This is a genomic window from Embleya scabrispora, from assembly GCF_002024165.1.
Lineage (GTDB): Bacteria > Actinomycetota > Actinomycetes > Streptomycetales > Streptomycetaceae > Embleya > Embleya scabrispora_A.
On the sequence record NZ_MWQN01000001.1, the window covers coordinates 1,938,316 to 1,962,861 of the forward strand.

24 protein-coding genes and 3 tRNA genes are annotated in these 24,546 nt (G+C 71.4%); 11 read left to right on the forward strand and 16 right to left on the reverse strand.

What is annotated here, in order from left to right; all coding sequences use genetic code 11:
• Positions 1–45 precede the first annotated feature (45 nt).
• The gene (locus tag B4N89_RS08390; protein ID WP_078975272.1) at positions 46–1,713 is read right to left on the reverse strand and encodes a DAK2 domain-containing protein; all 1,668 of its coding nucleotides are present in this window, start codon (positions 1,711–1,713) and stop codon (positions 46–48) included.
• A gap of 243 nt (positions 1,714–1,956) precedes the next feature.
• Between B4N89_RS08390 and rpmB the strand changes: the two genes are divergently transcribed.
• The gene (gene rpmB / locus B4N89_RS08395; protein ID WP_078975273.1) at positions 1,957–2,142 is read left to right on the forward strand and encodes a 50S ribosomal protein L28; all 186 of its coding nucleotides are present in this window, start codon (positions 1,957–1,959) and stop codon (positions 2,140–2,142) included.
• Positions 2,143–2,269: 127 nt separating this feature from the next.
• Here the strand turns inward: rpmB and thiD are convergent, their stop codons facing one another.
• The gene (thiD, locus tag B4N89_RS08400; RefSeq protein WP_078975274.1) at positions 2,270–3,070 is read right to left on the reverse strand and encodes a bifunctional hydroxymethylpyrimidine kinase/phosphomethylpyrimidine kinase; all 801 of its coding nucleotides are present in this window, start codon (positions 3,068–3,070) and stop codon (positions 2,270–2,272) included.
• 68 nt (positions 3,071–3,138) lie between these two features.
• On the reverse strand, positions 3,139–4,089 hold the full coding sequence (locus B4N89_RS08405; protein WP_078975275.1) for a thiamine-phosphate kinase: 951 nt from the start codon (positions 4,087–4,089) through the stop codon (positions 3,139–3,141).
• Positions 4,090–4,309: 220 nt separating this feature from the next.
• On the opposite strand from B4N89_RS08405, the gene B4N89_RS08410 reads away from it, so the two are divergent.
• Positions 4,310–4,546: an Lrp/AsnC ligand binding domain-containing protein gene (locus B4N89_RS08410; RefSeq protein WP_078979202.1), complete on the forward strand. Its 237-nt coding sequence runs from the start codon at positions 4,310–4,312 to the stop codon at positions 4,544–4,546.
• Positions 4,547–4,663: 117 nt separating this feature from the next.
• Entirely contained in the window at positions 4,664–5,131 is a 468-nt protein-coding gene (locus B4N89_RS08415; protein WP_414646408.1) for a DUF3515 domain-containing protein, read from the forward strand.
• A 55-nt stretch (positions 5,132–5,186) separates the two neighbouring features.
• Here the strand turns inward: B4N89_RS08415 and B4N89_RS08420 are convergent, their stop codons facing one another.
• The 3 genes from B4N89_RS08420 to B4N89_RS08430 all read right to left on the reverse strand — a co-directional run bounded on the left by B4N89_RS08420 (position 5,187) and on the right by B4N89_RS08430 (position 8,246).
• Positions 5,187–6,329: a D-alanine--D-alanine ligase family protein gene (locus B4N89_RS08420; RefSeq protein ID WP_078975277.1), complete on the reverse strand. Its 1,143-nt coding sequence runs from the start codon at positions 6,327–6,329 to the stop codon at positions 5,187–5,189.
• A gap of 106 nt (positions 6,330–6,435) precedes the next feature.
• A complete protein-coding gene (locus tag B4N89_RS08425) occupies positions 6,436–7,440 on the reverse strand; it encodes an NAD(P)H-dependent glycerol-3-phosphate dehydrogenase (protein WP_078975278.1) in 1,005 nt (334 codons plus the stop codon).
• Positions 7,437–8,246, reverse strand: coding sequence for a lysophospholipid acyltransferase family protein (locus B4N89_RS08430; RefSeq protein ID WP_078975279.1), 810 nt, complete (start codon positions 8,244–8,246; stop codon positions 7,437–7,439). The genes B4N89_RS08425 and B4N89_RS08430 overlap by 4 nt, the downstream gene beginning before the upstream one ends.
• 254 nt (positions 8,247–8,500) lie before the next feature.
• Between B4N89_RS08430 and cofC the strand changes: the two genes are divergently transcribed.
• Together cofC and B4N89_RS08440 are read left to right on the forward strand one after the other, a co-directional pair.
• On the forward strand, positions 8,501–9,220 hold the full coding sequence (gene cofC, locus B4N89_RS08435; protein WP_201260812.1) for a 2-phospho-L-lactate guanylyltransferase: 720 nt from the start codon (positions 8,501–8,503) through the stop codon (positions 9,218–9,220).
• Between the two features lie 47 nt (positions 9,221–9,267).
• Positions 9,268–9,480, forward strand: coding sequence for a hypothetical protein (locus B4N89_RS08440; RefSeq protein WP_078975280.1), 213 nt, complete (start codon positions 9,268–9,270; stop codon positions 9,478–9,480).
• A gap of 131 nt (positions 9,481–9,611) precedes the next feature.
• On the opposite strand, the gene B4N89_RS08445 is transcribed toward B4N89_RS08440, so the two are convergent.
• From B4N89_RS08445 to leuC, 4 genes are all read right to left on the reverse strand, one after another.
• Entirely contained in the window at positions 9,612–10,409 is a 798-nt protein-coding gene (locus tag B4N89_RS08445; protein WP_078975281.1) for an HU family DNA-binding protein, read from the reverse strand.
• A gap of 116 nt (positions 10,410–10,525) precedes the next feature.
• Positions 10,526–10,786 (reverse strand): hypothetical protein, encoded by a 261-nt coding sequence (locus B4N89_RS08450; protein WP_371863149.1) that lies wholly within the window; start codon positions 10,784–10,786, stop codon positions 10,526–10,528.
• A 142-nt stretch (positions 10,787–10,928) separates the two neighbouring features.
• Complete coding sequence (leuD, locus tag B4N89_RS08455) at positions 10,929–11,525, reverse strand: 3-isopropylmalate dehydratase small subunit (RefSeq protein WP_078975283.1); 597 nt, start codon at positions 11,523–11,525, stop codon at positions 10,929–10,931.
• A 3-nt stretch (positions 11,526–11,528) separates the two neighbouring features.
• Complete coding sequence (leuC, locus tag B4N89_RS08460; protein WP_078975284.1) at positions 11,529–12,941, reverse strand: 3-isopropylmalate dehydratase large subunit; 1,413 nt, start codon at positions 12,939–12,941, stop codon at positions 11,529–11,531.
• A 219-nt stretch (positions 12,942–13,160) separates the two neighbouring features.
• Here leuC and B4N89_RS08465 point away from each other — a divergent pair, with 219 nt between their 5' ends.
• A complete protein-coding gene (locus B4N89_RS08465) occupies positions 13,161–13,886 on the forward strand; it encodes an IclR family transcriptional regulator (RefSeq protein ID WP_026218813.1) in 726 nt (241 codons plus the stop codon).
• A 171-nt stretch (positions 13,887–14,057) separates the two neighbouring features.
• Here the strand turns inward: B4N89_RS08465 and B4N89_RS08470 are convergent.
• The 5 genes from B4N89_RS08470 to B4N89_RS47615 all read right to left on the reverse strand — a co-directional run bounded on the left by B4N89_RS08470 (position 14,058) and on the right by B4N89_RS47615 (position 15,731).
• A tRNA-Glu gene (locus B4N89_RS08470) sits at positions 14,058–14,130 on the reverse strand.
• A 52-nt stretch (positions 14,131–14,182) separates the two neighbouring features.
• Positions 14,183–14,258: transfer RNA gene (locus B4N89_RS08475), tRNA-Glu, on the reverse strand.
• 50 nt (positions 14,259–14,308) lie between these two features.
• A tRNA-Gln gene (locus B4N89_RS08480) sits at positions 14,309–14,380 on the reverse strand.
• Between the two features lie 184 nt (positions 14,381–14,564).
• The gene (locus B4N89_RS08485) at positions 14,565–15,365 is read right to left on the reverse strand and encodes a fumarylacetoacetate hydrolase family protein (protein WP_078975285.1); all 801 of its coding nucleotides are present in this window, start codon (positions 15,363–15,365) and stop codon (positions 14,565–14,567) included.
• Between the two features lie 180 nt (positions 15,366–15,545).
• The gene (locus B4N89_RS47615) at positions 15,546–15,731 is read right to left on the reverse strand and encodes a hypothetical protein (RefSeq protein WP_101897024.1); all 186 of its coding nucleotides are present in this window, start codon (positions 15,729–15,731) and stop codon (positions 15,546–15,548) included.
• 528 nt (positions 15,732–16,259) lie between these two features.
• On the opposite strand from B4N89_RS47615, the gene B4N89_RS08490 reads away from it, so the two are divergent.
• From B4N89_RS08490 to B4N89_RS08510, 5 genes are all read left to right on the forward strand, one after another.
• Complete coding sequence (locus tag B4N89_RS08490; protein ID WP_161500670.1) at positions 16,260–20,318, forward strand: nitrate- and nitrite sensing domain-containing protein; 4,059 nt, start codon at positions 16,260–16,262, stop codon at positions 20,316–20,318.
• The gene (locus B4N89_RS08495) at positions 20,315–20,743 is read left to right on the forward strand and encodes a roadblock/LC7 domain-containing protein (RefSeq protein ID WP_020553297.1); all 429 of its coding nucleotides are present in this window, start codon (positions 20,315–20,317) and stop codon (positions 20,741–20,743) included. Before B4N89_RS08490 ends, B4N89_RS08495 begins: the two co-directional genes overlap by 4 nt.
• Positions 20,635–21,114, forward strand: a complete 480-nt coding sequence (locus B4N89_RS08500; RefSeq protein ID WP_414646360.1) for a DUF742 domain-containing protein — start codon at positions 20,635–20,637, stop codon at positions 21,112–21,114. The genes B4N89_RS08495 and B4N89_RS08500 overlap by 109 nt, the downstream gene beginning before the upstream one ends.
• Entirely contained in the window at positions 21,095–21,685 is a 591-nt protein-coding gene (locus B4N89_RS08505; protein ID WP_078975288.1) for a GTP-binding protein, read from the forward strand. The genes B4N89_RS08500 and B4N89_RS08505 overlap by 20 nt, the downstream gene beginning before the upstream one ends.
• Positions 21,686–21,976: 291 nt before the next feature.
• Entirely contained in the window at positions 21,977–22,465 is a 489-nt protein-coding gene (locus B4N89_RS08510; protein WP_078975289.1) for a hypothetical protein, read from the forward strand.
• A gap of 19 nt (positions 22,466–22,484) precedes the next feature.
• On the opposite strand, the gene cimA is transcribed toward B4N89_RS08510, so the two are convergent.
• The gene (gene cimA, locus B4N89_RS08515) at positions 22,485–24,113 is read right to left on the reverse strand and encodes a citramalate synthase (RefSeq protein ID WP_101897026.1); all 1,629 of its coding nucleotides are present in this window, start codon (positions 24,111–24,113) and stop codon (positions 22,485–22,487) included.
• Between the last annotated feature and the right edge of the window lie 433 nt (positions 24,114–24,546).

A 24,546-nucleotide genomic window follows, 5' to 3' on the forward strand; every position in this document is an offset into this window, starting at 1 on the left:
CTGGGCGGTGGTGTCATCGACGTGGTCCAACCGCCGGGTCGGCGGCTATTCGACCCCGATCAGCAGCGGATACACCTCCTGGCCGCCCTCGTAGACCATCACGTCCACGCCGAGCCGGGTGGCCCGCAGGTGGCGCTCGATCGCGGCGGCCAGGCCCGGCGGGCAGGCGCTGCCGGTGACCAGGGTGACCAGTTCGCCGCCGCCGGCGAGCATCCGGTCCACCACCACCGTGCCGGTCTCGCGCTGGTCCCGGCCGATCACCGCGATGTCGCCCTCGATCACGCCGAGCACGTCGCCCGCCTGGCACACGCCGGCCATCGTCCACGACTCGCGGACGGCGACGGTGAGCGCGCCGTAGCGGGTCGCGCCGGCGGCCGAGGTCATCCCCACGATGTCCTGGTCGAAGCGCCGACCCGGCTCGTGCACGGCGAGCGCGGCCAGGCCCTGGACGGCCGCCTTGGTCGGGATCACCTGGACCCGCACGCCCGCCGCCTGGGCCTGCTGGGCGGCCACCCCGGCCACCGCGTGGCAGTCGGCGTCGTTGGGCAGCAGCACCACCTCGCGCGCCTCGGTCCGCCGGATCGCGTCCACCAGCACGCTCGTGGACGGCCCCCGGCCCGGCCCGGCCTGCACGACGTGCGCGCCGTTCTCCGCGAACAGCGTGGCCAGGCCGTCGCCGTGGGCGACCGCGACGATCCCGCGCGTCGGCGCGGGTTCGGGGGCCGCTGTGCCGACGAGCACCCGCTCCAGGTGGGTGATCCGGATCCGGTGCGGGCGGCCCGCGGCGATGCCCGCCTCGACGGCGGCGCCCGCGTCGTCCACGTGCACGTGCACGTTCCACAAGCCCTCGCCGCCGACCACCACGAGCGAGTCGCCGAGCGCGCCCAGCCGCTCGCGCAGCGCCGGCAGCGCGTCGTCGGGCGCGTCGAGCAGATAGATCACCTCGAACCCGGGCCCGCCGCCGGCGTCCTCCTCGGACCCGAGGGGGTCGGCGTACGGGACCGGGACGGGCGTCTGCACCTGGTGCGGGGAGATCCGGTACGCCGAACGCTCGCCGGTGACCACCGCGAGCAGCGCGTCGAGCAGCACGGTCAGCCCGCGCCCGCCGGCGTCCACCACGCCGGCCCGGCGCAGCACGTCCAACTGCTCGGGGGTACGCGCCAGCGCGCCGCGGGCGGCGGTCGCGGCGGCCCGCACCACCGGTCGGATCTCCTCCCCCGCCGCGGCCGCCGCGTCGGCCGCGGCCCGGGCCACGGTGAGCATGGTCCCCTCGACCGGCCGGGCCACCGCGGCGTACGCGGCGTCGGCGGCGGTGCGCAGCGCGTGCGCGAGGGCGAGCCCGGCGGGCACCTCCCGGCCGCTCTCGCGCGCCGCGACCTGCTCTGCCTCGAATCGCTCGGCCATGCCGCGCAGGAGTTGGCTGAGGATCACCCCGGAGTTGCCGCGCGCGCCCAACAGCGCGCCGTGCGCGAGCGCCCGGAAGGCGCTCGGCAGATCGGGTTCGGGCAGGTCGGCGCCGAACAGCGCGTCGACCTCGGCGGTTCCCGATTCCAGGGTCAGGAACAGGTTCGTGCCGGTGTCGCCGTCGGGCACGGGATACACGTTGAGCGCGTCGATCTCCTCGCGCGCCCGACCCAGCAACTCCAGCGCGACGCGACCCCAGCGGCGTACCGCCGGACCGTCCAGCTCTCCCAGCAGGCCCTGCACGCCCACCTCCTGTACGAATCCGATTGTGCGCGTCCCGTTCGCCGGCAGGTTATCGAGACGGGGAGCGGTGAAGCGGCCGACCCGGATGGGTTAGGCTTGGCGGGAAGCATGGCGAGATCGACCGATTGCCCATGCCCGGATCATCCCGGGTTCGCGCATCGCCCGGTCCGTCGGTTACTCTTCTGCGGTTGTCCGGCATTCGCCGGCACGTGTTCGTACGCAATTCCCATTCGTCTTTGGAGTGTTCCCGTGGCTGCCAACTGCGACGTCTGCGGCAAGGGGCCGGGCTTCGGCAACAGCATTTCGCACTCTCACCGCCGGACGCCCCGTCGCTGGAACCCCAACATCCAGACGGTGCGTGCGAAGGTCGGTGCCACGCCGAAGCGCCTCAACGTCTGCACCTCGTGCATCAAGGCGGGCAAGGTTTCCCGCTAGTCGCGCGACCGTTCGACTTCTCGAAGGGCCGGTTCACCCCTGGGTGGACCGGCCCTTCGGCATGTCCGGGGCGGGTGCGCCGGCACAGGCCCGGGAATCGACCGTCTCCCCCGGGCCCGTCCCCCGCTCAGAACCCGTCGCGCCACCGCCACGCGTGGTCCACCGGGCCGATGCCCTCGCCGAGCGGGAACCCGGCCCGGATCGCGCCGGTGACGTACTCCTTCGCCGCCGCCACCGCGTCCGGCACGGTGTCGCCGAGCGCGAGCCGCGAGGCGATCGCGCTCGCCAGCGTGCAGCCGGTGCCGTGGGTGTGCCGGTTGTCGTAGCGCGGGCTGGTGAACCACCGCTCGTCGGTGCCGTCGAAGAGCAGGTCCGCGGCCTCGCCCTCCAGGTGGCCGCCCTTGACCAGGACCCAGTCCGGGCCGAAGCCGAGCATCGCCTCGGCCGCGCCGCGCATGTCGGCGCGCTCGCGCACCTTGTGGCCGGTCAGCAGTTCGACCTCGTACAGGTTGGGGGTGACCAGCGTGGACACCGGCAGCAGGCGGGTGCGCAGGGTCTCCAGCGCGTCGTTGGCGAGCAGCGTGTCGCCGTGCTTGGACGAGGCCACCGGGTCGACCACCACCGGCACCCGTACCTCGCCCAGCAGTTCGGCGACCACCGCCACCAGGTTCGGCGACGCGAGCATCCCGGTCTTGATCGCCTGCACGCCGATGTCGTCCACCACGCTGCGGAACTGGGCCCGCACCGCCTCGGCGGGAAGCTCCCAGTAGCCCTGGACGCCGAGCGAGTTCTGCGCGGTCACCGCGGCGATCACGCTCATCCCGTGCACGCCGTGGGCCAGCATCGTCTTCAGATCGGCCTGGATCCCGGCGCCGCCGCCGGAGTCGGAGCCGGCCACCGTCAGCACGCGCGGAGGAGTCTGCACCATGCCGTGCAGCCTATCCGCGCCCGTCTCGGGCCCACTTTCCCGCCCCCGAAGGACTCGATCGACGACCCTCAGCCCCGGTCGAAGTGATCCCACCCGCCGGCGACGTCGGGGTCGCGCCCGTCCACGGTGACCCCCGTGCCCGTGTGCACCCGTCCGATCACCCGCCAGCGCGCCGGCAGCGCGGTTCCCGCCGGGAAGGTGGCCGCGAGCGCGTGGTCCTCACCGCCCGTGAGCACCCAGTTGAGCGGGTCGGCGCCGAGCGCGCGCGCCACGTCGCGCATCTGCGCCGGTACGTCCAGCCGGTCGGACAGCACGTCGATGCGCACCCCGGACGCGCGCGAGACGTGTCCCAAATCGGCGAGCAGACCGTCGCTGACGTCGATCATCGAGGTCGCGCCCAGGACCGCCGCGCCGGGCCCGGCGTCGTAGGGCGGCTCGGGCCGGCGGTGCGCCTCCACGAACGCGCGCGGCGCGCGATGCCCGTGGCCCAGGATCGCCAGCCCCGCCGCCGACCAGCCCAGCCAGCCCGCGACCGCGACCACGTCGCCCGGCCGGGCCCCCGAGCGCACGACCGGGGCGCGCCCCTGGAGGTCGCCGAGCGCGGTCACCGCGACCGTGACCGTGTCGCTGCCGACGACGTCGCCGCCCGCCACACCCGCGCCGACCACCGCGCACTCGTCGCGCAGGCCGTCGTACAACTCCAGCGCCCACCCGGTGGGCAGGTCCGGCGGCCCGCACAGCCCGATCAGCAGCGCGGTCGGCACCGCGCCCATCGCCGCGACGTCCGCCAGGTTCTGCGCGGCGGCCTTGCGGCCCACGTCGTACGCGGTCGACCAGTCGCGCCGAAAGTGCCGACCCTCGACGAGCAGGTCCATGGTGGCCACCACCCGACCGTCGGCGGCGGTGACCACGGCGGCGTCGTCGCCCGGGCCCAGGGACACGTGCGGCCCCGTCGGCACGCGCGCGACCAGCGCCCCGATCAGGCCGAACTCGCCGAGATCGCCCAGCGTCCCGCTCATCGCCGCTCTCCTGCCATGCCCATCAGCCCTGATCCGCCTCGTCGACCATGTTTGTTCGGGGTGTCCGTTCGGGATTGCCTGTTCGGGGTGTCGGTTCGGGAACCGTCACCTTGTGATGCGTCGGCTCCCGCTGTGGTCGCCGAGCCCCGCCGGGCCGACAATGGTCGCAGCAGCGGGGGTCCCGTCAAGATCCCATCATCCTGCGCGCCGGGAGGCCGTGGTGGTACAGGCATACATCCTGATCCAGACCGAGGTCGGCCGTTCGGCGTCGGTGGCCAGAGCCGTCGCCGCACTGCCGGGGGTGACCCGGGCGGACGACGTCACGGGCCCCTACGACGTGATCGTGCGGGCCGAGGCCACCGACGTGGACCAGTTGGGTCGCATGGTGGTCGCCGAGGTGCAGCGCATCGACGGCATCACCCGCACCCTGACGTGTCCGGTGGTCAACCTGGGCTGACCCGGCGAACGCGTGCGATGCGCCGGGGCGACCCGGCCGACGAGTGCGACCCCCGGCGCGCCTAGGATCGAAGTCGTGCGCCCTCACCGTGTTCTCGCATGCCTGTTTCCGGTCCTCGTGGTGTCCGCGACGGGGTGCACCGACGGATCGGGGCGAATCGACGTGACCGCGCCGACGCCGGCGCCGGGGGCGGCGACCGAGGCGTGCGGGGCCCTGCACGACGCGTTGCCGAGCAAGGTGATGGACGCCGGGCCGCGCGAGACGTCGCGGAAGTCGCCGCTGACCGCCGCGTGGGGCGATCCGGCGATCGTGCTGCGCTGCGGGGTGGGGCTGCCCGCGTCGATGCGGGTGATCGATCCCGCCGAGGCGGGCAAGGTCCCGAACAACTCGGTCAACGTGAACGGCGTGTACTGGGCCTTCGAGACGTACTCCGGCGGAACGCGCTTCACCACCCTCTACCGGCGGGCCAACGTCGAGGTGTCGGTGCCGAAGAAGTTCGCCGAACCCGCCGCACCGCTGACCGACCTCGCGGACGCGGTCGAGCGCGCGGTGCCGGCCACACTGGATCTGTCCGACGACGCGTGAGCGGCGGCCGGGAGGCCGGCCGCCGCTCACGTCGTCCGGGGATCGGGCCCGGCGCCTACCGCAGCAGCGCGTTGGGGCGGCGCAGCGCCGCCGAGATCAGCCGGTCGACCAGTTCGGGGTAGTCCACGCCGGTGGCCTGCCACACGCTCGGGTACATCGACACCGGCGTGAAGCCCGGCATCGTGTTCACCTCGTTGATCACGAAGTGCCCGTTCTCCAGCAGGAAGAAGTCCACCCGGGCCAGGCCCTCGCAGGACAGCGCCTCGAAGGCGGCGATCGCGAGTCGCTGCACCTCGGCGGTCTGCTCCTTGGTCAGTTCCGCCGGCACGTCCAGTCGGGTGCCGTTGTCGGGCAGGTACTTGGCCGCGAAGTCGTAGAACTCGTGGCCGCCGCCGACCCGGATCTCGGCCGGCACACTCGCGCGCGGCCCGTCCTCGAACTCCAGTACGCCGCACTCGATCTCACGGCCCGTCAGCATTCCCTCGACGATCACCTTGGGGTCGTGCCGGCGGGCTTCCTCGATCGCCGCGTCCAGGTCCTCGATCCGGTGCACCTTGGTGATGCCCATGCTGGAGCCGGCCCGGGCGGGCTTGACGAACACCGGGAAGCCCAGCGAGGACACCGCCTCGCGCACGGCGGCCGGGTCGCGCTCCCATTCCCGGGGGCGGACCGTGGCATACGGGCCCGAGGGCAGGCCGAAGCCGGTGAACAGGGCCTTCATGTATTCCTTGTCCATGCTCGCCGCACTGGCCAGCACACCCGACCCCACGTAGGGCACCTGGGCCAGTTCCAGGAAGCCCTGGAGCGTGCCGTCCTCGCCGTAGGGGCCGTGCAGGAGCGGGAAGACCACGTCGATCTCGCCCAACAGCTTGGGCAGCATGCCCGGTTCGAGCACGGTGATCTCGCGCGCCGTGGGGTCGGCGGCCAGGATCAGCGGCGCGGTGGACTCCGCGACGTCGGTGACCTCGGGCAACCGGTCGCCCTGGATCGCCAGTCGCGCCGGATCGTCCCCGACGAGCATCCAGCGCCCGTCGGTACCGATCCCGATCGGCAACACGTCGTACTTGGAGCGGTCGATCGCGGCCAGCACACTCCCTGCGGTGACGCAGGAGATCGCGTGCTCGGAGCTGCGGCCGCCGAAGACGACCGCGACGCGGGGGCGCGAGGAGAAGTGGGGGGTGCCCGAAAGGTCGTTCATGGTCGAACAACCCTATCCCGGACGGCGTTCGAGCGCAGGAACGGCCCGCCGGGACGACGCCGACCGGACCGCGGCGAAGGCGCCGCGACCCGGTCGACGCCGCCGGTCACGACTGGTATCGCTCGGGCTTGGCGGAGCGGGAGAGCAGGGCCATGCCGACGGTCGGGGGTTTGCCGCCGTGCATGATCGACACGACCACGTCGGTGATCGGCATCTCGACGCCGTACCGACGGGCCAGCATCTGTACCGATTCACAGGACTTGAAGCCCTCGGCGATCTGCCGGCTGTCCCGGACGGCCTCCTCGATCGGCGTGCCGCGGCCGATCTTCTCGCCGAAGGTGCGGTTGCGCGACAGCGGCGAGGTACAGGTCGCCACCAGGTCGCCGAGGCCGGCCAGGCCCGCGAAGGTGTGCGCGTCCGCGCCCATCGCCGCGCCCAGGCGGGCGGTCTCGGCCAGACCGCGGGTGATCAGCGTCGCCTTGGTGTTGTCGCCCATGCCCATGCCGTCGGCCATCCCCACGGCGAGCGCGATCACGTTCTTGACCGCGCCGCCGAGTTCGCAGCCGACCACGTCGGTGTTGGTGTACGGGCGGAAGTAGGACGTGTGGCACGCCTCCTGAAGTCGCCGGGCGACCTCTTCGTCGGTGCACGCGACCACACTCGCGGCGGGCTGGCGCTGACCGATCTCCATCGCCAGGTTGGGGCCGCTGACCACCGCGATCCGGCCCTCGGGCACACCGGCGACCTCGCGGATCACCTCGCTCATCCGGTTCGCGGTGCCCAGTTCGACGCCCTTCATCAGGCTGACCAGGATGGCGTCGTCGGACAGCAGCGGCGCCCACGCGGTGAGGTTGCCGCGCAGGGTCTGCGACGGCACCGCCAACACCACGAACTCCGCGCCCTCGGCGGCCTTGGCGGGATCGGTGGTGGCCTCGATCCCGACCGGCAGCGCGATGCCGGGGAGGTATTCCTCGTTCTCGTGCCGCGTGTTGATCGCGTCGGCCTGCTCCGGGCGCCGCCCCCACATCATCACGTCGCACCCCGCCTCGGCGAGCACGATCGAGAAGGCGGTCCCCCAGGACCCCATGCCGAATACCGCGCACCGCGTCATGCGCGACCGCCCCGGGTGCCGTCGGTGTCGCCGTCCGGGTCGCCGGCCGACGTGTCGTCGGCGACGTCGGCGGGCTCGACGCCCTCGGCCGGGCCCTTGCGGCCCGACCCCCGGCGCACGCCGGCGTTCGGCGGGGCCGGTTCGTCCCGCAGCTTGACCAGCAACTCGGTGATGGACTCCATGATCCGATCCGTCGCACCGCGCAGCACGTCGGCGGTCAACTCGCGCCCCCGGAACTCGTCCAGGTCGACCGGCGGGCCGGCCAGCACGTGCATCGTCTTGCGCGGCAACAACCGGGGTCGTTTCGTGTACGGCGGCAACAACTCGTGCGCCCCCCACTGCGCGACCGGGATCACCGGCGCACCGGTGGTCAGCGCGATCCGGGCCGCGCCGGTCTTGCCGAGCATCGGCCACAACGTCTTGTCCCGGGTGATGGTGCCCTCCGGGTAGACCGCGACGCACTCGCCCTTCTCGACCGCCTCCACGGCCGCGCGGAACGCGAGCGCGGCGTCGGCGGAGTCCCGGTACACCGGGATCTGCCCGGCGCCGGCCAGCACCCGCCCGACGAACGGGATCTTGAACAGGCCGGATTTGGCCAGGAAGCGCGGCACTCGGCCGGTGTCGTACTGGAAATGCGCGTAGGTCAGCGGGTCGACATAGGAGATGTGGTTCACCGCCGTGACGAACCCGCCCGACGTCGGGATGTTCTCGGTGCCCCGCCAGTCGCGTTTGGTGAACAGCAACAGCAGGGGCTTGACCACCACGACCGCCAGGCGGTACCAGAAACCGATCCTTCGGCGGGCCACCGGCGTTCCTCCCGTTCATGTGGTTCAAATTCGTAAGTGTGTCGGCGCGGACGCACACCGCGATATTCCGCGGCCGTGTCGCTCCTCACACCATCGACGTTCCCCGCGTGCGGCGTGGAACATCGATGCTGGCGGAACATCGATGCTGTACGGGCGGACCCCATAGTTTCCCCTGGGCCTTCCGCATTGTCGAGAAACGTCCTCGTCGACCGATGAGGATATGGGCTTACGGTACGGATGCGAGGATCTTGCCGATGTCCCCCGCCACGGGTTCCACCGCCCCGCGCCGCGCCGCGGGCTCCGGCGACCGCGTCCGATCCGCCCCGCCCCGCTGGCGGCTCGTGGTGCCGGTGAAGCCGCTGTCGATCGCCAAGAGCCGCCTCGCCGGCACGATCGGGCCCGGCCATCGGCCCGAACTCGCCCTCGCCTTCGCGCTCGACACCGTCCGCACCGCGCTGACCTGCGACCGGGTGCACGGGGTGCTCGTGGTCACCGACGACGCGCGGGTCGCCGCGGCGATCCGGGCGCTGGGCGCCGATGTCGTGGCCGATGTCGGCGCCGGGCTGAACGCCGCGCTCGCCCACGGTGCCCGGATCGCCGGCGCGGCCCGACCGCACACCGGCGTCGCGGCCCTGTCCGCCGACCTCCCGGCGTTGCGGGCCGAGGAGTTGGATCGGGTACTGGCCGCCGCGACCGGTGTGCGGCGGGCCTTCCTGGCGGACGCGGCGGGGGTGGGCACCACGTTGCTCGCGGCCGCGTCCGGGGTGGCGTTGGCACCGGGCTTCGGCGGCCCCTCGCGGGCCCGTCACCTGGCCTCGGGTGCGGTCGAACTCACGCCCTACGACGTGGATTCGGTGCGCCGGGACGTGGACACCGGCGAGGATCTGCGGGCCGCGATCGGGCTCGGGGTCGGCGCGGCCACCGCCGCGGTACTCCCGTCCGTGCCGTTTCTGCCGCGCGCGGCCGCCTCCTGACGCCGCGTCGGTTCCGCGGCGGGTCCAACGGCGGTGACAATGGGGGCATGCAGGGCACCGTGTACACCTTCGAGACCGACTCGCGTGAGGGCGTCGTGCTGCTCGACGACGGCTCTCCCGTGCCCTTCGACGCGGCGGCGTTCGACGCCGGCGGGATGCGCTTCCTGCGCCCCGGCCAGCGGGTTCGGATGACCCTGGACCCGGCGGGCGGGCGGGTGGTGCTGGTGACGCTGCACACACTGCCGGATCCGCTGCGCTGACCCCGCCGGCCGCGACCGGCGCCGACGGGCCGGGTCACGGTCGAACATACGGCGACGGGCCGGAACCCCGAGGTGGGGGTTCCGGCCCGTCGCCGGCGTACGTCTACCGCCGGCTCACCACGTCCGTCGCGTCAGGCCTTCTTGGCCGCGCGCTTGGTCGCGGGCTTCTTGGCCGCGGGCGCCTTGGCGGCGGCGGGCTTGGCCGCGGCCGGCTTGGCGGTCGCGGCCTTCGGCGCGGCCTTGGTCGCCTTCGCCTTGGTCGTCGGAGCCTTGGCCGCGGCCGGGGTGCTCTTGACGGCCTTGGTGGTGGTGGCCTTGGTGGTGGTCGCGGCCTTGGCGGTGACCTTCTTCGCCGCGGCCGGCTTGGTCGCCGCCTTGGTCGCCGCCTTGGTCGCCGGCGCCTTGGTCGCCTTCTTGGCGGCGGGCTTCGCGGTCGCCGGAGTCTTGGCCGCGGCCGCGGTCTTGCGCGTCGTGGCGGCCGGGGTCTTGACCGCGGCGGCGCGCGAGGTCGCCGGCTTCGCCGACGCCTTGGTCGTCGCGGTGGTCTTGCGGGTGGTCGCCTTCGCGGCGGGCGCCGCGGCGTCCGTCGCGACCACGCGCGGAGTCGGGCTGCTCTTGGCGGCCGCGCTCTTCACGTTGGGCTTCGGGAGCTTCTTCGTCCCGCTGGTGTAGTCCTTGAAGCCCTGGCCCGCGCGGAAGCGCGGCACCGAGGTCTTCTTGACGCGCACCCGCTCACCGGTCTGCGGGTTGCGGGCGTATCGAGCCGGACGGTCCACCTTCTCGAACGAGCCGAAGCCCGTGATGGACACCCGGTCTCCCGCCGTCACCGCACGAACGATGGTGTCGAGGACGGCATCGACTGCCTCTGCGGCGGCCTTGCGGCCACCCAGTCGGTCAGCGACCGCCTCGACGAGCTGCGCCTTGTTCACGTCTTCCCCTTCGGAAACCGATGCCGGGACAGTTCAGCCGGCATTGGGCACGCTAAGCATCCAAAAGTGCCGAAGCAATTACCGAACGGGCGAATCACCCTTGTGTCGCAACGGATTCAGGCTTCGGCGGTGTCCCGCGAACTCGCGGGCCCCGCGTCCAACTCGTCCATCAACTTGGTCAGTCGCCGGTCGGCGTCCGCCAAATCGTGCTTTGCCGCGTCGGTGATGACCAACAAGCGGCGGATTAGCGCCACTTTCGCCTCGTTCGGTAGTCGGAGCCTACGCACCCGGGCGTGGGCGACCTTCAACCGGGTGGCCAGTTCGGCGAAGAGTTCCACTTCTTCGAACTCGTTCACGTGTCGGCCTTGGTGCTCCACACCGCAATTGTGACAGCTCATCCGCCTATGGGCACAACGGGGCGGCCATTGGGGCGAACCCCGAACACGCGAACGGCGGGACGCGATCGCGTCCCGCCGTTCATTTTCGGCCGATCGGCCTATTGTGCAAGGGAGTTCGTGATCAGCCCACCGGCTGGGTGCGCGGCAGCCAACCGGGCCGGCCCGCCTCGAACGAGGTGATGTCCTCTTCGTGACGCAGGGTCAGACCGATGTCGTCCAGTCCCTCCAGGAGACGCCAGCGGGTGTAGTCGTCGATCTCGAAGTCGGCGACGATCTCGCCCGCGCGCACCTGACGACCCACCAGATCGACGGTGATCTCGGCGGTCGGGTCCGCCTCGGTCAGCGCCCACAGGCGTTCGACGGTCTCCTGCGGCAGCACCACGGTCAGCAGCCCGCCCTTTTGCGAGTTGCCGCGGAAGATGTCCGCGAAGCGCGCCGAGATCACCGCCTTGAACCCGTAGTTCTGCAGCGCCCATACGGCGTGCTCCCGGGAGGACCCGGTGCCGAAGTCGGGACCGGCCACCAGGACCGTGGCACCGGCGCGCTCGGGCCGGTTCAGCACGAACTCCGGGTTCTTGCGCCAGGCTTCGAACAGACCGTCCTCGAACCCGTCGCGGGTGACCTTCTTGAGCCAGTGCGCGGGGATGATCTGGTCGGTGTCCACGTTGCTCTCGCGCAGCGGGACGGCCGTTCCGGTGTGGGTGGTGAAGGCTTCCATGGCTCAGACTCCTGCGGTGCTCAGGTCGGCGGGGGCGGCCAGGTGGCCCAGCACGGCGGTCGCGGCCGCGACCTGCGGCGAGACCAGGTGGGTACGGCCGCCCTTGCCCTGCCGTCCCTCGAAGTTGCGGTTGGACGTGGACGCGCTGCGCTCGCCGGGGGCGAGTTGGTCGGGGTTCATGCCCAGGCACATCGAGCAGCCCGCGTAGCGCCATTCGGCGCCGAACTCGGTGAACACCTTGTCCAGGCCCTCGGAAACGGCCTGGAGCGAGACCCGCACCGAACCCGGAACGACGAGCATCCGCACACCGTCGGCGACCTTGCGGCCCTTGACGATGTCGGCCACCTCGCGCAGGTCCTCGATCCGGCCGTTGGTGCACGAGCCGACGAAGACCGTGTCCACCGCGATGTCGCGCAGTTTCTGGCCCGCCGTCAGACCCATGTACGCGATGGCCTTCTCGGCCGCCGCGCGCTCGACCGGGTCCTCGATCGCGACCGGGTCCGGCACCGACTCGGCCAGCGGCGCGCCCTGGCCGGGGTTGGTGCCCCAGGTGACGAACGGCGAGAGTTCGGCGGCGTCGATCACCACTTCCTTGTCGAACACCGCGTCCTCGTCGGTGACCAGGCTCCGCCAGTACGCCACGGCGGTGTCCCAGTCGGCGCCCTGCGGCGCGTGCGGGCGGCCGTCCAGGTACGCGAACGTGGTCTCGTCCGGGGCGATCATGCCCGCCCGGGCGCCGGCCTCGATCGACATGTTGCACACGGTCATCCGGCCCTCCATCGAGAGGTCGCGGATCGCCTGGCCGCGATACTCGATGACGTAGCCCTGACCGCCGCCGGTGCCGATCCGCGCGATCACCGCGAGGATCAGGTCCTTGGCGCCGACCCCCTCGGGCAGCGCGCCCTCGACGGTCACCGCCATCGTCTTGAACGGCGCCATCGGCAGCGTCTGGGTGGCCAGCACGTGCTCGACCTGGCTGGTGCCGATGCCGAACGCCAGCGCGCCGAACGCGCCGTGGGTCGCGGTGTGGCTGTCGCCGCAGACCACGGTCGTACCCGGCTGGGTCAGCCCCAGTTGCGGGCCGACCACGTGCACGATGCCCTGTTCCACGTCGCCCAGCGAGTGGATCCGGACCCCGAACTCGGCGGCGTTCTTGCGCAGCGTCTCGATCTGGGCGCGCGAGACCGGGTCCGCGATGGGTTTGTCGACGTCGAGCGTCGGCGTGTTGTGGTCCTCGGTCGCGATCGTGAGATCGGTGCGCCGGACCGGGCGACCGGCCTGCCGCAGACCGTCGAACGCCTGCGGACTGGTCACCTCGTGCAGCAGGTGCAGGTCGATGTAGAGCAGGTCCGGCTCGCCCTCCGCGCGACGCACCACGTGTGCGTCCCAGACCTTCTCCGCGAGTGTCCGTCCCATCGCTGTCCCTCCGGCCGGCGCCATTGCCGGCGCTGTGTGTCCCTCGTGTCGCGCGGGTGCGGCTGATTCCGTATCCGCGATCGACGCCCTGACGCGTGCCCACGTCCCGACGGCTCCCGGCTGTTCTCCGGTGGTCGGCTCGGCGCGTTGCGCCACTGTGCCGGCACCGGGGCGGACCGTGGACTTGCGTCTCGTAATCCGAGACGGCAATATCAAGGCATGGACAACTCTAGCGGAGTCGGCGTTCTCGACAAGGCCGCTGTCGTGCTGGCCGCGCTCGAAGCCGGTCCCGCCACGCTCGCGGGACTCGTCGCCATCACCGGTCTTGCCCGGCCCACGGCGCATCGACTCGCGGTCGCCTTGGAGCACCACCGTCTGGTCGCCCGCGACATGCAGGGCCGCTTCGTGCTCGGCCCGCGGCTGGCCGAGCTGGCCGCCGCGGCCGGCGAGGACCGGCTGCTCGCCGCCGCGCACCCGGTGCTCGCGCACATGCGCGACATCACCGGCGAGAGCGCGCAGCTCTACCGACGCCAGGGCGACATGCGCGTGTGCGTGGCCGCGGCCGAGCGGCTCTCCGGCCTGCGCGACACCGTCCCCGTCGGCAGCACGCTGCCGATGAAGGCGGGTTCGGCCGCGCAGTGCCTGCTCGCCTGGGAGGAGCCGGAGCGGCTGCACCGGGGGCTGCAGGGCGCGCGGTTCACCGCCACCACGCTCTCCGGTGTGCGGCGCCGCGGCTGGGCGCAGAGCATCGGCGAACGTGAGCCGGGCGTCGCGTCCGTCTCCGCCGCCGTGCGCGGCCCCAGCAACCGCGTGGTGGCCGCCGTGTCCGTCTCCGGCCCGATCGAGCGGCTGACCCGGCACCCGGGGCGGCTGCACGCGCAGGCCGTGATGGAGGCCGCCGCCAAGCTGTCCGACGCACTGCGCCGGGCCCAGGTGGAGGTCTGACGCCGCCGACCCCGGACGCCGCCGGGCGTCCGGGCCGGCACCGCCGGGCGATCGCCGTCGCGGCCCGCGCGGGGTGTACCGCCGACCACCCGCGTCGGCGCCGCACCCGTACCCGCACCCGGGAAAACGAAGAAGACCTCCCGCGAGTGCGAGAGGTCTTCTTCTTCGAGGTAGCCCCGACGGGATTCGAACCCGCGCTACCGCCTTGAGAGGGCGGCGTGCTAGGCCACTACACAACGGGGCCTCGTATTGCCGGTGTTGCTCCGAGCCGCCGCCGAGGCGACACGGTGACGATCTGGTAGCCCCGACGGGATTCGAACCCGCGCTACCGCCTTGAGAGGGCGGCGTGCTAGGCCACTACACAACGGGGCCAGATCGCAATCATCAACTCTTACCAGCGACATCGCCCGAAGGCGATGCAGCTGGGGTACCAGGACTCGAACCTAGACTAACGGAACCAGAAACCGTCGGGCTGCCAATTACCCCATACCCCAATGCTCGATCCTTCGCGTTACCCGGGGGCTTTTGCGAGGACTTCGCTCCGTGCCGCTCCCTTGCGGGGCGGCACGAGAAGAACTTTACCCGATGAGGCGCGCGTGACCAAAACGGGTTACCGGTCCCCCGTTCGAACCACCACAAGTCCGGCCGGCCCGCCCGCGACGTGCGCGGACGACCCGTTCAGCCGCGCTTGACCACGGTGTTCGTGAGGGTGCCGACGCCACCCACGGTGACCGAGACCCGATCGCCCACGTGCAGCGGTCCGACTCCCGCCGGCGTGCCGGTCAGCAGCACGTCGCCGGGCAGCAGCGTCATCGCCTGGGTGACGTGCACGATCAACTCGGTGACGGTGCGGATCATCTGCCCGGTGCCGCCGGCCTGGCGCACCTCGCCGTTGACCGTGCACGCCACGGTCAACCCCTCGCCCTCGGTGACCTGGTCGAGCGTGATGTCGGTCTCCACCCACGGGCCGAGCGGACAGAAGGTGTCCATGCCCTTGGCCCGGCCCCACTGGCCCTCGGTGCGCTGCAGGTCGCGCGCGGTCACGTCGTTGGCGCAGGTGAAGCCGAAGATCACCTCGGCCGCCCGCTCGGCGGGCACGTCGCGGCACATCCGGCCGATCACCACGGCCAGTTCGGCCTCGTGGTGCACCTCATCGGAGATCTGCGGGTACGCGATGCCGTCGCCGTGTCCGATCACGGACGTGGACGGCTTGAGGAAGGTGATCGGCGCGTCCGGAAGCGCGCTTCCCATCTCGGCGGCGTGCGCGGCGTAGTTCTTGCCGATCGCCACCACCTTGCTGGGCAGCACCGGTGCGAGCAGGCGCACCGAGGACAGCGCGTGTTGCGCGCCGGTGGGCCGCAGTTCGCCGAAGGGGTGGCCCGCGAGGGCGTGTACGACCAGCGACTCGGGTCGGTCGGCGTCGCCGGTCACCACCCCGAAGGAGACGGAATCGTCGGTGGAGAACCTGGCGATGCGCACGATGGGGTCACCCTTGCCGGAGAGTCACGAACGAGACGTGCCCAAGGCTACGCGGGCGCGACGCGGGTCGGCGTCGCGCCGCGACGGATGCGGGGCGACGAGCGTGACCGGTGCGAAGGGTGCGAAGGATGCGAGGAGTGTGCCGAGTGCGGCCGGCGGTGGATCCGGGACGGTGACGGCTCAGGCAGAGGCGGCGGCGTCGACGGGGGCGTCCATCAGGTTCGTCCGCCGGGGGTTCGCGGTGCGCACCTCGACGATGACCGGCTGCGCGGCGGCATCTGCCATGCGCTGACGCGGCAGTACCGCGTCCACCTGCGTACGCCTGGGGTTGGCCGTGCTCGGGCGGTGCGTGCTGATGGTGTCCACTGTTCCCGGTTCTCGCTGTTCTCGCTCGTTCTCGTCCACAGGTGCGCGCGGGGTGCGATGTCGTGCACCCTCTGCGGTCTTGCCCGCCAAGATTACCCGTGGTTACGTCGGGGGTGGTCACGGGTCACCCACGGCTTGCTGCTTACCGACCGCACATCACGGTTTACACCAGGTGTTCGAGCCGGCACATCAATATGTGATTTTCACCTCCCCGGAACCTCGACAAACGTATGGCATTTTGCCCCTGATCGTCCGTTAATACCGGTTGATTACCACCCGAAACGGCTTAACCGTCGAGATCGGGTTGAATCACGGTTTGTCCGGACCCCGCTATCTTGTTGCGGCCCCGTGGCTGTGCTGAAATGCCTGCGACCACGGGGGTGGTTCCCAACAAGCGGAGTTCCTTCACCTTGTCGCGCGAGCGCGACGGAGGTGCCCTGGGAAGAACGCGAATCCAGGGATTTACGCGCACACGAGCCTCGCCTTACCGGCGGGTCTAACGACTGGTCACAAGAGGTTGCGACGCTAGTGCAGGGACGTCGGAAGAAGCAGCACGACTCCGCAGGGGCCCCGGCCACGGCCGGCCCCGCCACGCCGGAGGTGCGAGCCCCGCAGCAAGCCAGCGGACCCCAGGACGCCAACGAGACCCCCGACTCCGTCGGGGACTCCATAGCCGGCGCCGGGGCAGCCCGGCCCGCCGGGACGGCACCGTCCCGGCTCAAGTTGCTGTTCTCGATCAGGAACTGGCGCATCCGTACCCGGATCACCGCGCTGCTCCTGCTCCCGGTCGTGGTCGCCGCGTTGCTCGGCGGCCTGCGTATCCAGTCGTCGATCGACAAGACGCAAGAGATGGACACGGTGCAAAAGGCGTCGGCCATCATCGACCAGGCGTCGACGCTGGCCGCGTGGCTGGAGCAGGAACGCGACCTGCTCGCGCAGGCGAGCGTGGCTCCGCCGGTGGATCTGACGGGCGAGGTGAACAAGGCCAAGAAGACCACCGACGATCAGGTCACCGTCTACAACGCGACCGCCGCGAAGCTGAACACCGACTCGATGCCGGTGCTCGGTGCCACGCTCAAGGACATCGGCCACTCGCTGACGGAGCTCAACCGCACCCGTCAGGACGCCTTCAAGACCAGCACCCGCAGCACGATCGACGCCTACAACAAGATGATCCTGCAGCTGCTGCAGATCAACCAGGAGGCGCCCGAGGTCACCCGTGACGCCGACCTGATCCAGGGCGCCCGCGCGCTGGGTTCGTTCGGCGAGGCGAAGGCGTACGCGTCCTCGCAGCGGGCCGCGGTCGTCGCGTACGCGCTCAAGCCGAACGACCTCCCGCTGGAGGCGGGCGAGACGCTCGCGCGACTGAACGAGGGCGAGCAGAACGCGATCCGCGCGTTCATCAGCGTCGCCCCCGCCGACTGGAGCGCGCTGTACAAGTCGGGCGTCAGCCGGGACAAGATCACCCTGGTCGAAGAGGCCTTCCAGCAGTTCAAGGGCATGGTCGGCGCCGCGGTGTCCGCTCCCAAGCCCGGCGGCAACGCCAAGCTGGACAACATCGCCGACTTCAACCAGCAGACCTGGTGGACACTGTCCACGGACAAGATCGGCGCGCTCGGTCAGGTCGAGGCCCAGCTGGGCAAGAAGCTGACCGCCACCGCGAAGGACCTGCGCGACCAGGCCCGTACCGACGCCCTGGTCAACACGATCCTCGTCGTCGGCGCGCTGTTGATCACCATCCTGCTCGGTGTGATCGTGGCCCGCTCGCTGGTGCGTTCGCTCAACACGCTGCGTCGGTCCGCGCTCGAGGTCGCCGAGGAGCGGCTGCCGGAGACGGTGCGCCGGCTCTCCGAGTCGGACCCGGGCGACGTGGACCTGGCCATCGAGCCGATCGGCGTGTTGTCCCGGGACGAGATCGGCCAGGTGGCGCGCGCGTTCGACGCGGTGCACGCCGAGGCCGTGCGACTCGCCGCCGAACAGGCCCTGCTGCGTGGCAACGTCAACTCGATGTTCGTCAACCTCTCGCGCCGCAGCCAGAGCCTGATCCAGCGTCAGCTCGCGCTCATCTCCGACCTGGAGAACCGCGAGGCGGACCCGGACCAGCTGGCCAACCTGTTCAAGCTCGACCACCTCGCCACCCGCATGCGCCGCAACGGTGAGAACCTCCTGGTGCTCGCGGGCGAGGAGCCGGGCCGGCGCTGGACCCGACCGGTTCCGCTGGTCGACGTGCTGCGCGCCGCGGCCTCCGAGGTGGAGCAGTACGAGCGGGTCGAGTTGGGCGCGCTGCCCACCACCGACATCGCCGGTCGCGCGGTCAACGACCTCGTGCACCTGCTCGCCGAGTTGCTGGAGAACTCCACCACGTTCTCCAGCCCGCACACCAAGGTCCGCGTCACCGGCCACATCCTTCCCGACGGCCGGGCGCTGATCGAGATCCACGACAACGGCATCGGGCTCACCGGCGACGACCTCGCCGACGCCAACCAGCGGCTGGCCCGTCCGCCGGTGGTGGACGTGTCCATCTCGCGTCGCATGGGTCTGTTCGTGGTCGGCCGACTGGCCACCCGGCACGGCATCCGCGTCCAGCTCCGGCCGGGCGAGGGTGGCGGTACCACCGCGCTGGTCATGCTCCCGATCGAGCTCATCCAGGGCGACCGCCCCGGGGGCGGCGACGGATGGAGCAAGGGCGGCGACAAGACCGCGGCGGCGGTGTCCGGCTGGAGCGAGGAACTGCCCTCGGCCACGCCCGCCGCGCCGGCCCTGCCCGGTCCCCGGGTGGGCAGCCGGGCGCAGGAGCGCAACCGGCGGCGCGAGCTGCCGCAGCGCAGCGCCGAGACGCCGGTGCAGCCGGTCAACCAGCCGCCCCAGCCGGCGCCGGTCGCCGACAACCGGCCCGCCCAGGCGCCGGTGCAGCAGGAGCCGTCCTACGGCAGCACCCAGTCCTTCGAGGCCCCCTCCTTCCAGGACGCCTCGACCGGGCAGGACACGCCGTACCCGGGCACGGTGAACCCGTTCGCGAGCGAGCCGGGTGTCCACAGCACCGGTGCGCACCGCGCGCCGAGTTCGCCGCCGCCGGCCACACCCGGTCGGGACAATCCGTTCGCCCCGGTCGGGCCGCCGGCCCGGGACCAGGACACGGGCGCCTTCCCGGCCGCGCCGCCGGCGCCGATGTTCGGCACCGTCGAGGACAACCTCGGAGTCGAGGCACAGCAGGCGCAGTTCGGCACGGACACCGGGTCCTTCCCGGCCGCACCGCAGTTCGGTGACGACACGGCACGCGGGGGTGACACCTCGCAGTTCGCGTCCCCGTTCGGATACGCGGACGAGCCGCGCCCCCAGGCCGACGTGGACCCGCTCGGATACGAGTCCGGGCAGCCGTTCGGCGGCCCGGGTGCGGAGCTCGCACCGCTTCGGGACGAGCCGCAGCGCCCGACCTGGGGCACCGAGTACGACGAACTCACCCCGGTGGCGCCGCTGCCGCCGATCGAGCCCGTCGCGCCGCCGGCCGAGGTGCCGTCCGGCTACGACGCACCGCGCCGGGAGGAGTTGACCCGTCGCGACGAACTGCCGCGGCGGGCGCCCGAGTCCGGCGACGAACTCGGGATGGACACCGGCGACGCGCTGCCCGTGCTGCGCGGCCCGGCGCAGACGCGTCCCCTGCCGATGCGGTCGGAACAGGACGAGCACACCCGGGCCGAGCAGGTGCGCGGCCCGCAGGGCGATGTGCGGCCGGCGGTCTCGCCGTTCGAGCCGGCCGGTCCGGGTCGTTCGGAAACCGGTCCGTTCGCGCCCGTCGGTGCGCAGGAAATCGCCGAACAGGTGCCTGCTCCGTCCGAGTTGGACATGAGTGCGCCCCCGAGCACCGGGGACGACGGTAGGCTTCCCATCTTCGACACACTCGAGTCGGACTGGTTCCACCGCCAGGGCAACCGCGGCGGTCGGATGCGTGCCGCGCAGGTCCGTTCCACGCCGCGAGGCGGGGAGCGAGCCGTACCGGCAGGCGAGCAGACGCTCCCGGATCCGGGTCCGTTGGGCGACCTCGATCGTCGGGTGCCGATGGCGACCAATCCGCCGCAGGCACCGGCCGAGCCGGCACCGGCGTTCGGAGGTGGGCGTCAGCAGCCCGCCACCGACATGTTCGGGACGCCGACGGAGCCGGACGAGGTCGTCGAGCAGTCCGCCGCGGTCTCTCCCGTCGGCGGCCCGCAGGGGCCGCAGTCGGGTTGGTATTCCGCGGGCGACGACGGTTGGCGCGCGGCCGAGGCCGCTCGTGAGCCGTCCTCGGGTGGCACCACCGGAGCGGGCCTGCCCCGACGTGTGCCCCGCGCCAACCTGGTGCCGGGCGGCGTCGAGCAGTCCGGCGGGGCTCAGGCCCCGGGTCACACGGGTGCGGGCTCTGCCGCGGCCGGGTCCCGTCGGGAGCCGGGTCGACCGACCGCGCCGAGCGGGCCGGGCCTGTCCCGGTCGCCCGACGAGGTCCGTGGACGGCTGACCAACTTCCGCCGGGGCATCCAGCAGGGTCGCACCGCCGGGGCCGGGGGATCCGCCCCTCGACCTCGTGACGAGAACAACCAGGAGCAGGCATGACTGAGAAGTCGTTGAGCCAGGCCGCGCAGAACCTGAACTGGCTGATCACGAACTTCGTGGACAACACCCCCGGGGTGTCGCACACGGTCGTGGTCTCCGCGGACGGCCTGCTGCTCGCCCTGTCCGAGGGCTTCCCTCGCGACCGGGCCGACCAGCTCGCCGCCGTCGCATCGGGTTTGACCAGCCTGACCCAGGGTGCGTCCCGTATCTTCGAGGGCGGGCACGTCACCCAGACGGTCGTGGAAATGGAACGGGGTTTCCTCTTTATCATGTCGATTTCGGACGGCTCCTCGTTGGCCGTGCTGGCGTCGCCGGAGTGCGACATCGGCCTGATCGGCTACGAGATGGCCCTGCTCGTCGATCGCGCGGGTGCCGTGCTCACGCCGGCGCTGCGCGCCGAACTCCAAGGTGCACTGCCGCGATGACACCTTCGGATATGTCCGATCACGGGGACCAGGAGTTTCACGAGACCCTGGTCCGCCCGTATGCCATGACCGGTGGTCGTACCCGGCCTCGTTACCAGCTCGCGCTGGAGGCATTGGTCACCACGACACCTCAGGTGGCCAATCCACCCGGCCTGTTGCCCGAGCACCAGCGCATCTGCGCGCTGTGTCGGGAGGTCAAGTCGGTAGCCGAGATCTCGGCTCTGCTCACCATCCCGCTCGGTGTCGCCCGCGTCCTCGTCGCGGATCTCGCCGAAGCCGGCCTGGTGGTCATCCACCAGCCCGGGAACGACCAGGGGCAGCCGGACGTCACGCTGCTCGAAAGGGTGCTCAGTGGACTTCGCAAGCTCTAGCCCGGGCCCGGTCCCCGCCAGGTCCTCCACCACGTCGGCGAAGATCGTCGTCGCCGGCGGATTCGGCGTGGGCAAGACCACGCTCGTCGGTGCCGTCTCGGAGATCGCTCCGCTGCGTACCGAAGCGGTCATGACGTCCGCCAGCGCCGGGGTCGACGACCTGTCGGCGACGCCGGACAAGCAGACCACCACGGTCGCGATGGACTTCGGTCGCATCACGCTGGACGAGGATCTGATCCTGTACCTGTTCGGTACTCCGGGTCAGCACCGATTCTGGTTCATGTGGGACGACCTGGTCCGCGGCGCGATCGGCGCCGTGGTTCTGGTGGACACCCGCCGACTCGCCGATTGTTTCCCCGCGATCGACTACTTCGAGAACAGCGGTCTGCCGTTCATCGTCGCGTTGAACTGCTTCGACGGATTGCAGACCCACCACGCGGAGGATGTCCGCGAGGCATTGCAAATAGGGCCCGACACCCCGATCGTGAGCTGTGACGCACGGCGCCGCGAATCGGCCAAGTCGACCCTGATCACGCTGGTCGAGCATGCTCTGATGGCTCGCCTGCGCTGACCTTCGGGTCCTGTTCCACCTGTTTTTTTCGTATCGTGCACCACCACCTCTCAGGCGAATCCCATTGCGGGGTTCGCCTGAGAGGCGTTGTCGCCGCGCGAACGCACGAGGCAGGATTCCCGAGGGTTGTACGGGGAATTCGACAAACGTGTGACAGGACGCGGCGACATGCCCGGCCGAGTCCCCGCCTCGGCCCACGCATTGCTAGGGTCCTCCCATAGCCATCTGTTGCCCAATTGATATCAGAACGTTTTGAGGCGCAGGCCCAACAACGAACCGAGGTGGGGTTCGGTGGACGACAACAGCAGGCGCGCGGCACAAGCGGCCCGCCTTCCGATGGTCGACGGAACGACCGAATCGGGGCTGCCGCGAAGGCCCCCGCAGGCGAACCTGCTGCCGGGCGCGGCGGCCGAGGAGTTCGGCCTCGATCGTGAGCTATCCGTCTCCCGGGAGCCGGAAGAGGTCCGGGGGCGTCTGGAACGCTTCGCCGTCGGACGCGAGTTGGCACGTCTCGAGGAGAGCGAACCGCTGCTGCCGCCGAACCCGATGACCGCGGCCAGTCCGCTGGCCTCCTCCCCCGTGCGGGCGCCCGCCCCGCCGGCTCCGCCTCAGCCCCGGACGGCGACGCCGGCCACTCCCGTGCCGCCCACCACAGCGCCCGTCCCGCCCGCTCCGTCCGTGCTGCCGGCCCCGCCGCCGGGGGCCCTGTCGCCGCTGCCGGCGGGTTGGGACGAACCGTGGGGCGACGGGTGGCGTTCGTTCCGCCCCGGCCGCCCCTGACGGCTCGTCACATCGGTCGCTACGCGCCGTCCGGACCCTCGGTGTGCCGTACACCGGGGGTCAGGCCCGCCTTGAGCAGTCCGTAGGTGTACGCGTCCTCCAGGGCCTGCCACGACGCGGCGATCACGTTCTCCGCGACACCGACGGTGCTCCACTCCTGCTTGCCGTCGGTGGTCTCCACCAGCACGCGCGTGATCGCGTCGGTGCCGTGCCGGCCCTCCAGCAGCCGGACCTTGTAGTCCATCAGCTCGAACGTCGCGAGCTGTGGGTAGATGCGCTCCAGGGCCAGCCGCAGCGCGCGGTCGAGCGCGTTGACCGGGCCGTTGCCCTCGCCGGTCGCCACGATCCGCTCGCCCTTGGCGTGGAGCTTCACCGTCGCCTCGTTGACCGGGATTCCGTCGCCACGCTGCTCGCTGATCGCGCGCCACGACTCCAGGGTGAAGAACCGCGCCCGGCCCAGGCTTTCGTCCCGCAGCAGCAGTTCGAACGACGCGTCGGCCGCCTCGTAGGTGTAGCCCGCCGCCTCGCGCTCCTTGACCTGGTTGACCACCCGGCCGACCAGGTCCTTGTCGTCGGAGAGGTCGTAGCCCAGCTCGCGGCCCTTGAGTTCGATCGAGGCGCGGCCGGCCATGTCCGAGATCAGCATGCGCATGTCGTTGCCGACCCGGGCCGGGTCGATGTGCTGGTACAGGTCGGGGTCGACCTTGATCGCGGACGCGTGCAGGCCGGCCTTGTGCGCGAACGCGGACACGCCCACGTAGGGCAGGTGGGTGGACGGGGCGAGGTTGACCACCTCGGCGATCGCGTGTGAGATCCGCGTCATCTCGCGCAGCTTGCCCTCGGGCAGCACGCGCATGTCGTGCTTGAGCTCGAGGTTTCCGACCACCTGGAACAGGTTGGCGTTGCCGACCCGTTCGCCGTAGCCGTTGGCGGTGCACTGGACGTGCGTGGCGCCGCCCTCGACGGCCGCGAGGGTGTTGGCCACCGCGCAGCCCGTGTCGTCCTGCGCGTGGATGCCGAGGCGGGCTCCCGTGACCGCGTGCACCTCGGTGACGATTTCGCGGACCCCGGTGGGCAACATGCCGCCGTTGGTGTCGCACAGCACGACCACCTCGGCGCCCGCGTCGTGCGCGGCGGCGACCACGCTCAGCGCGTACCGCGGGTTGGCCCGGTAGCCGTCGAAGAAGTGCTCGCAGTCGACGAACACCCGACGGCCCTGCGCGCACAGGTGCGCGACGGTGTCCCGCACCATCTCCAGGTTCTCGTCGAGCGTGGTGCGCAGCGCGAGCGAGACGTGCTTGTCGTGCGACTTGGCCACCAGGCACACGACCGGCGCGTCGGAGTCGAGCAGGGCCTGCACCTGGGGGTCGGCGGCGGCGGTGGTGCCGGCCTTGCGGGTCGAGCCGAAGGCGACCAGGACGGCGTTGACCAACCGCAGTTCGTCCTTGGCCCGGCGGAAGAACTCGGTATCGCGCGGCACCGCGCCGGGCCAGCCGCCCTCGATGAAGCCGACGCCGAAGTCGTCCAGATGGCGGGCCACGGTGAGCTTGTCGGACACCGTGAGGTTGATGCCCTCGCGTTGTGAACCGTCCCGGAGCGTGGTGTCGAAGACGTGGAAGGCGCTCGGGTCGGTCGTCGTGGGGTGCATGGGTTCTCCCATCGGTCAGAAATGGCGGGCCCGCGCGCGGGTGCTCGCCGCATGGATGGCGCGGCAAACAAAAAGACCCCTCGCGGTCGCGAGAGGTCTGCGTGCGGGCGGTGGGCGGTTCGCTCACCCCTTGTGGGGGGATCGGCCCGTTGCCGGCACGCTGCGGCTAATAATGAGCCACTGCTGCATGGTTCGGAATTTTGGCACACTCGGCGGCGCGTGGTCGGGCGGTCTCAGCATGTGGTCGGTACGGATTTTTGTTTTGCCCACCCGCTCCACCCGTTGCGTCAGGTGGACGAGCTGCGGACTACTGCGGAGACGGCGCCCGCCACCACCGAGCCGAACGGGGCCGCCCCCGGAGGCTGCTGCGGATCCGGCCGCTCCCCGGCGCGTCAGCGCCCACGAGGTGATCGTCGACCGGTGATCGACGAGC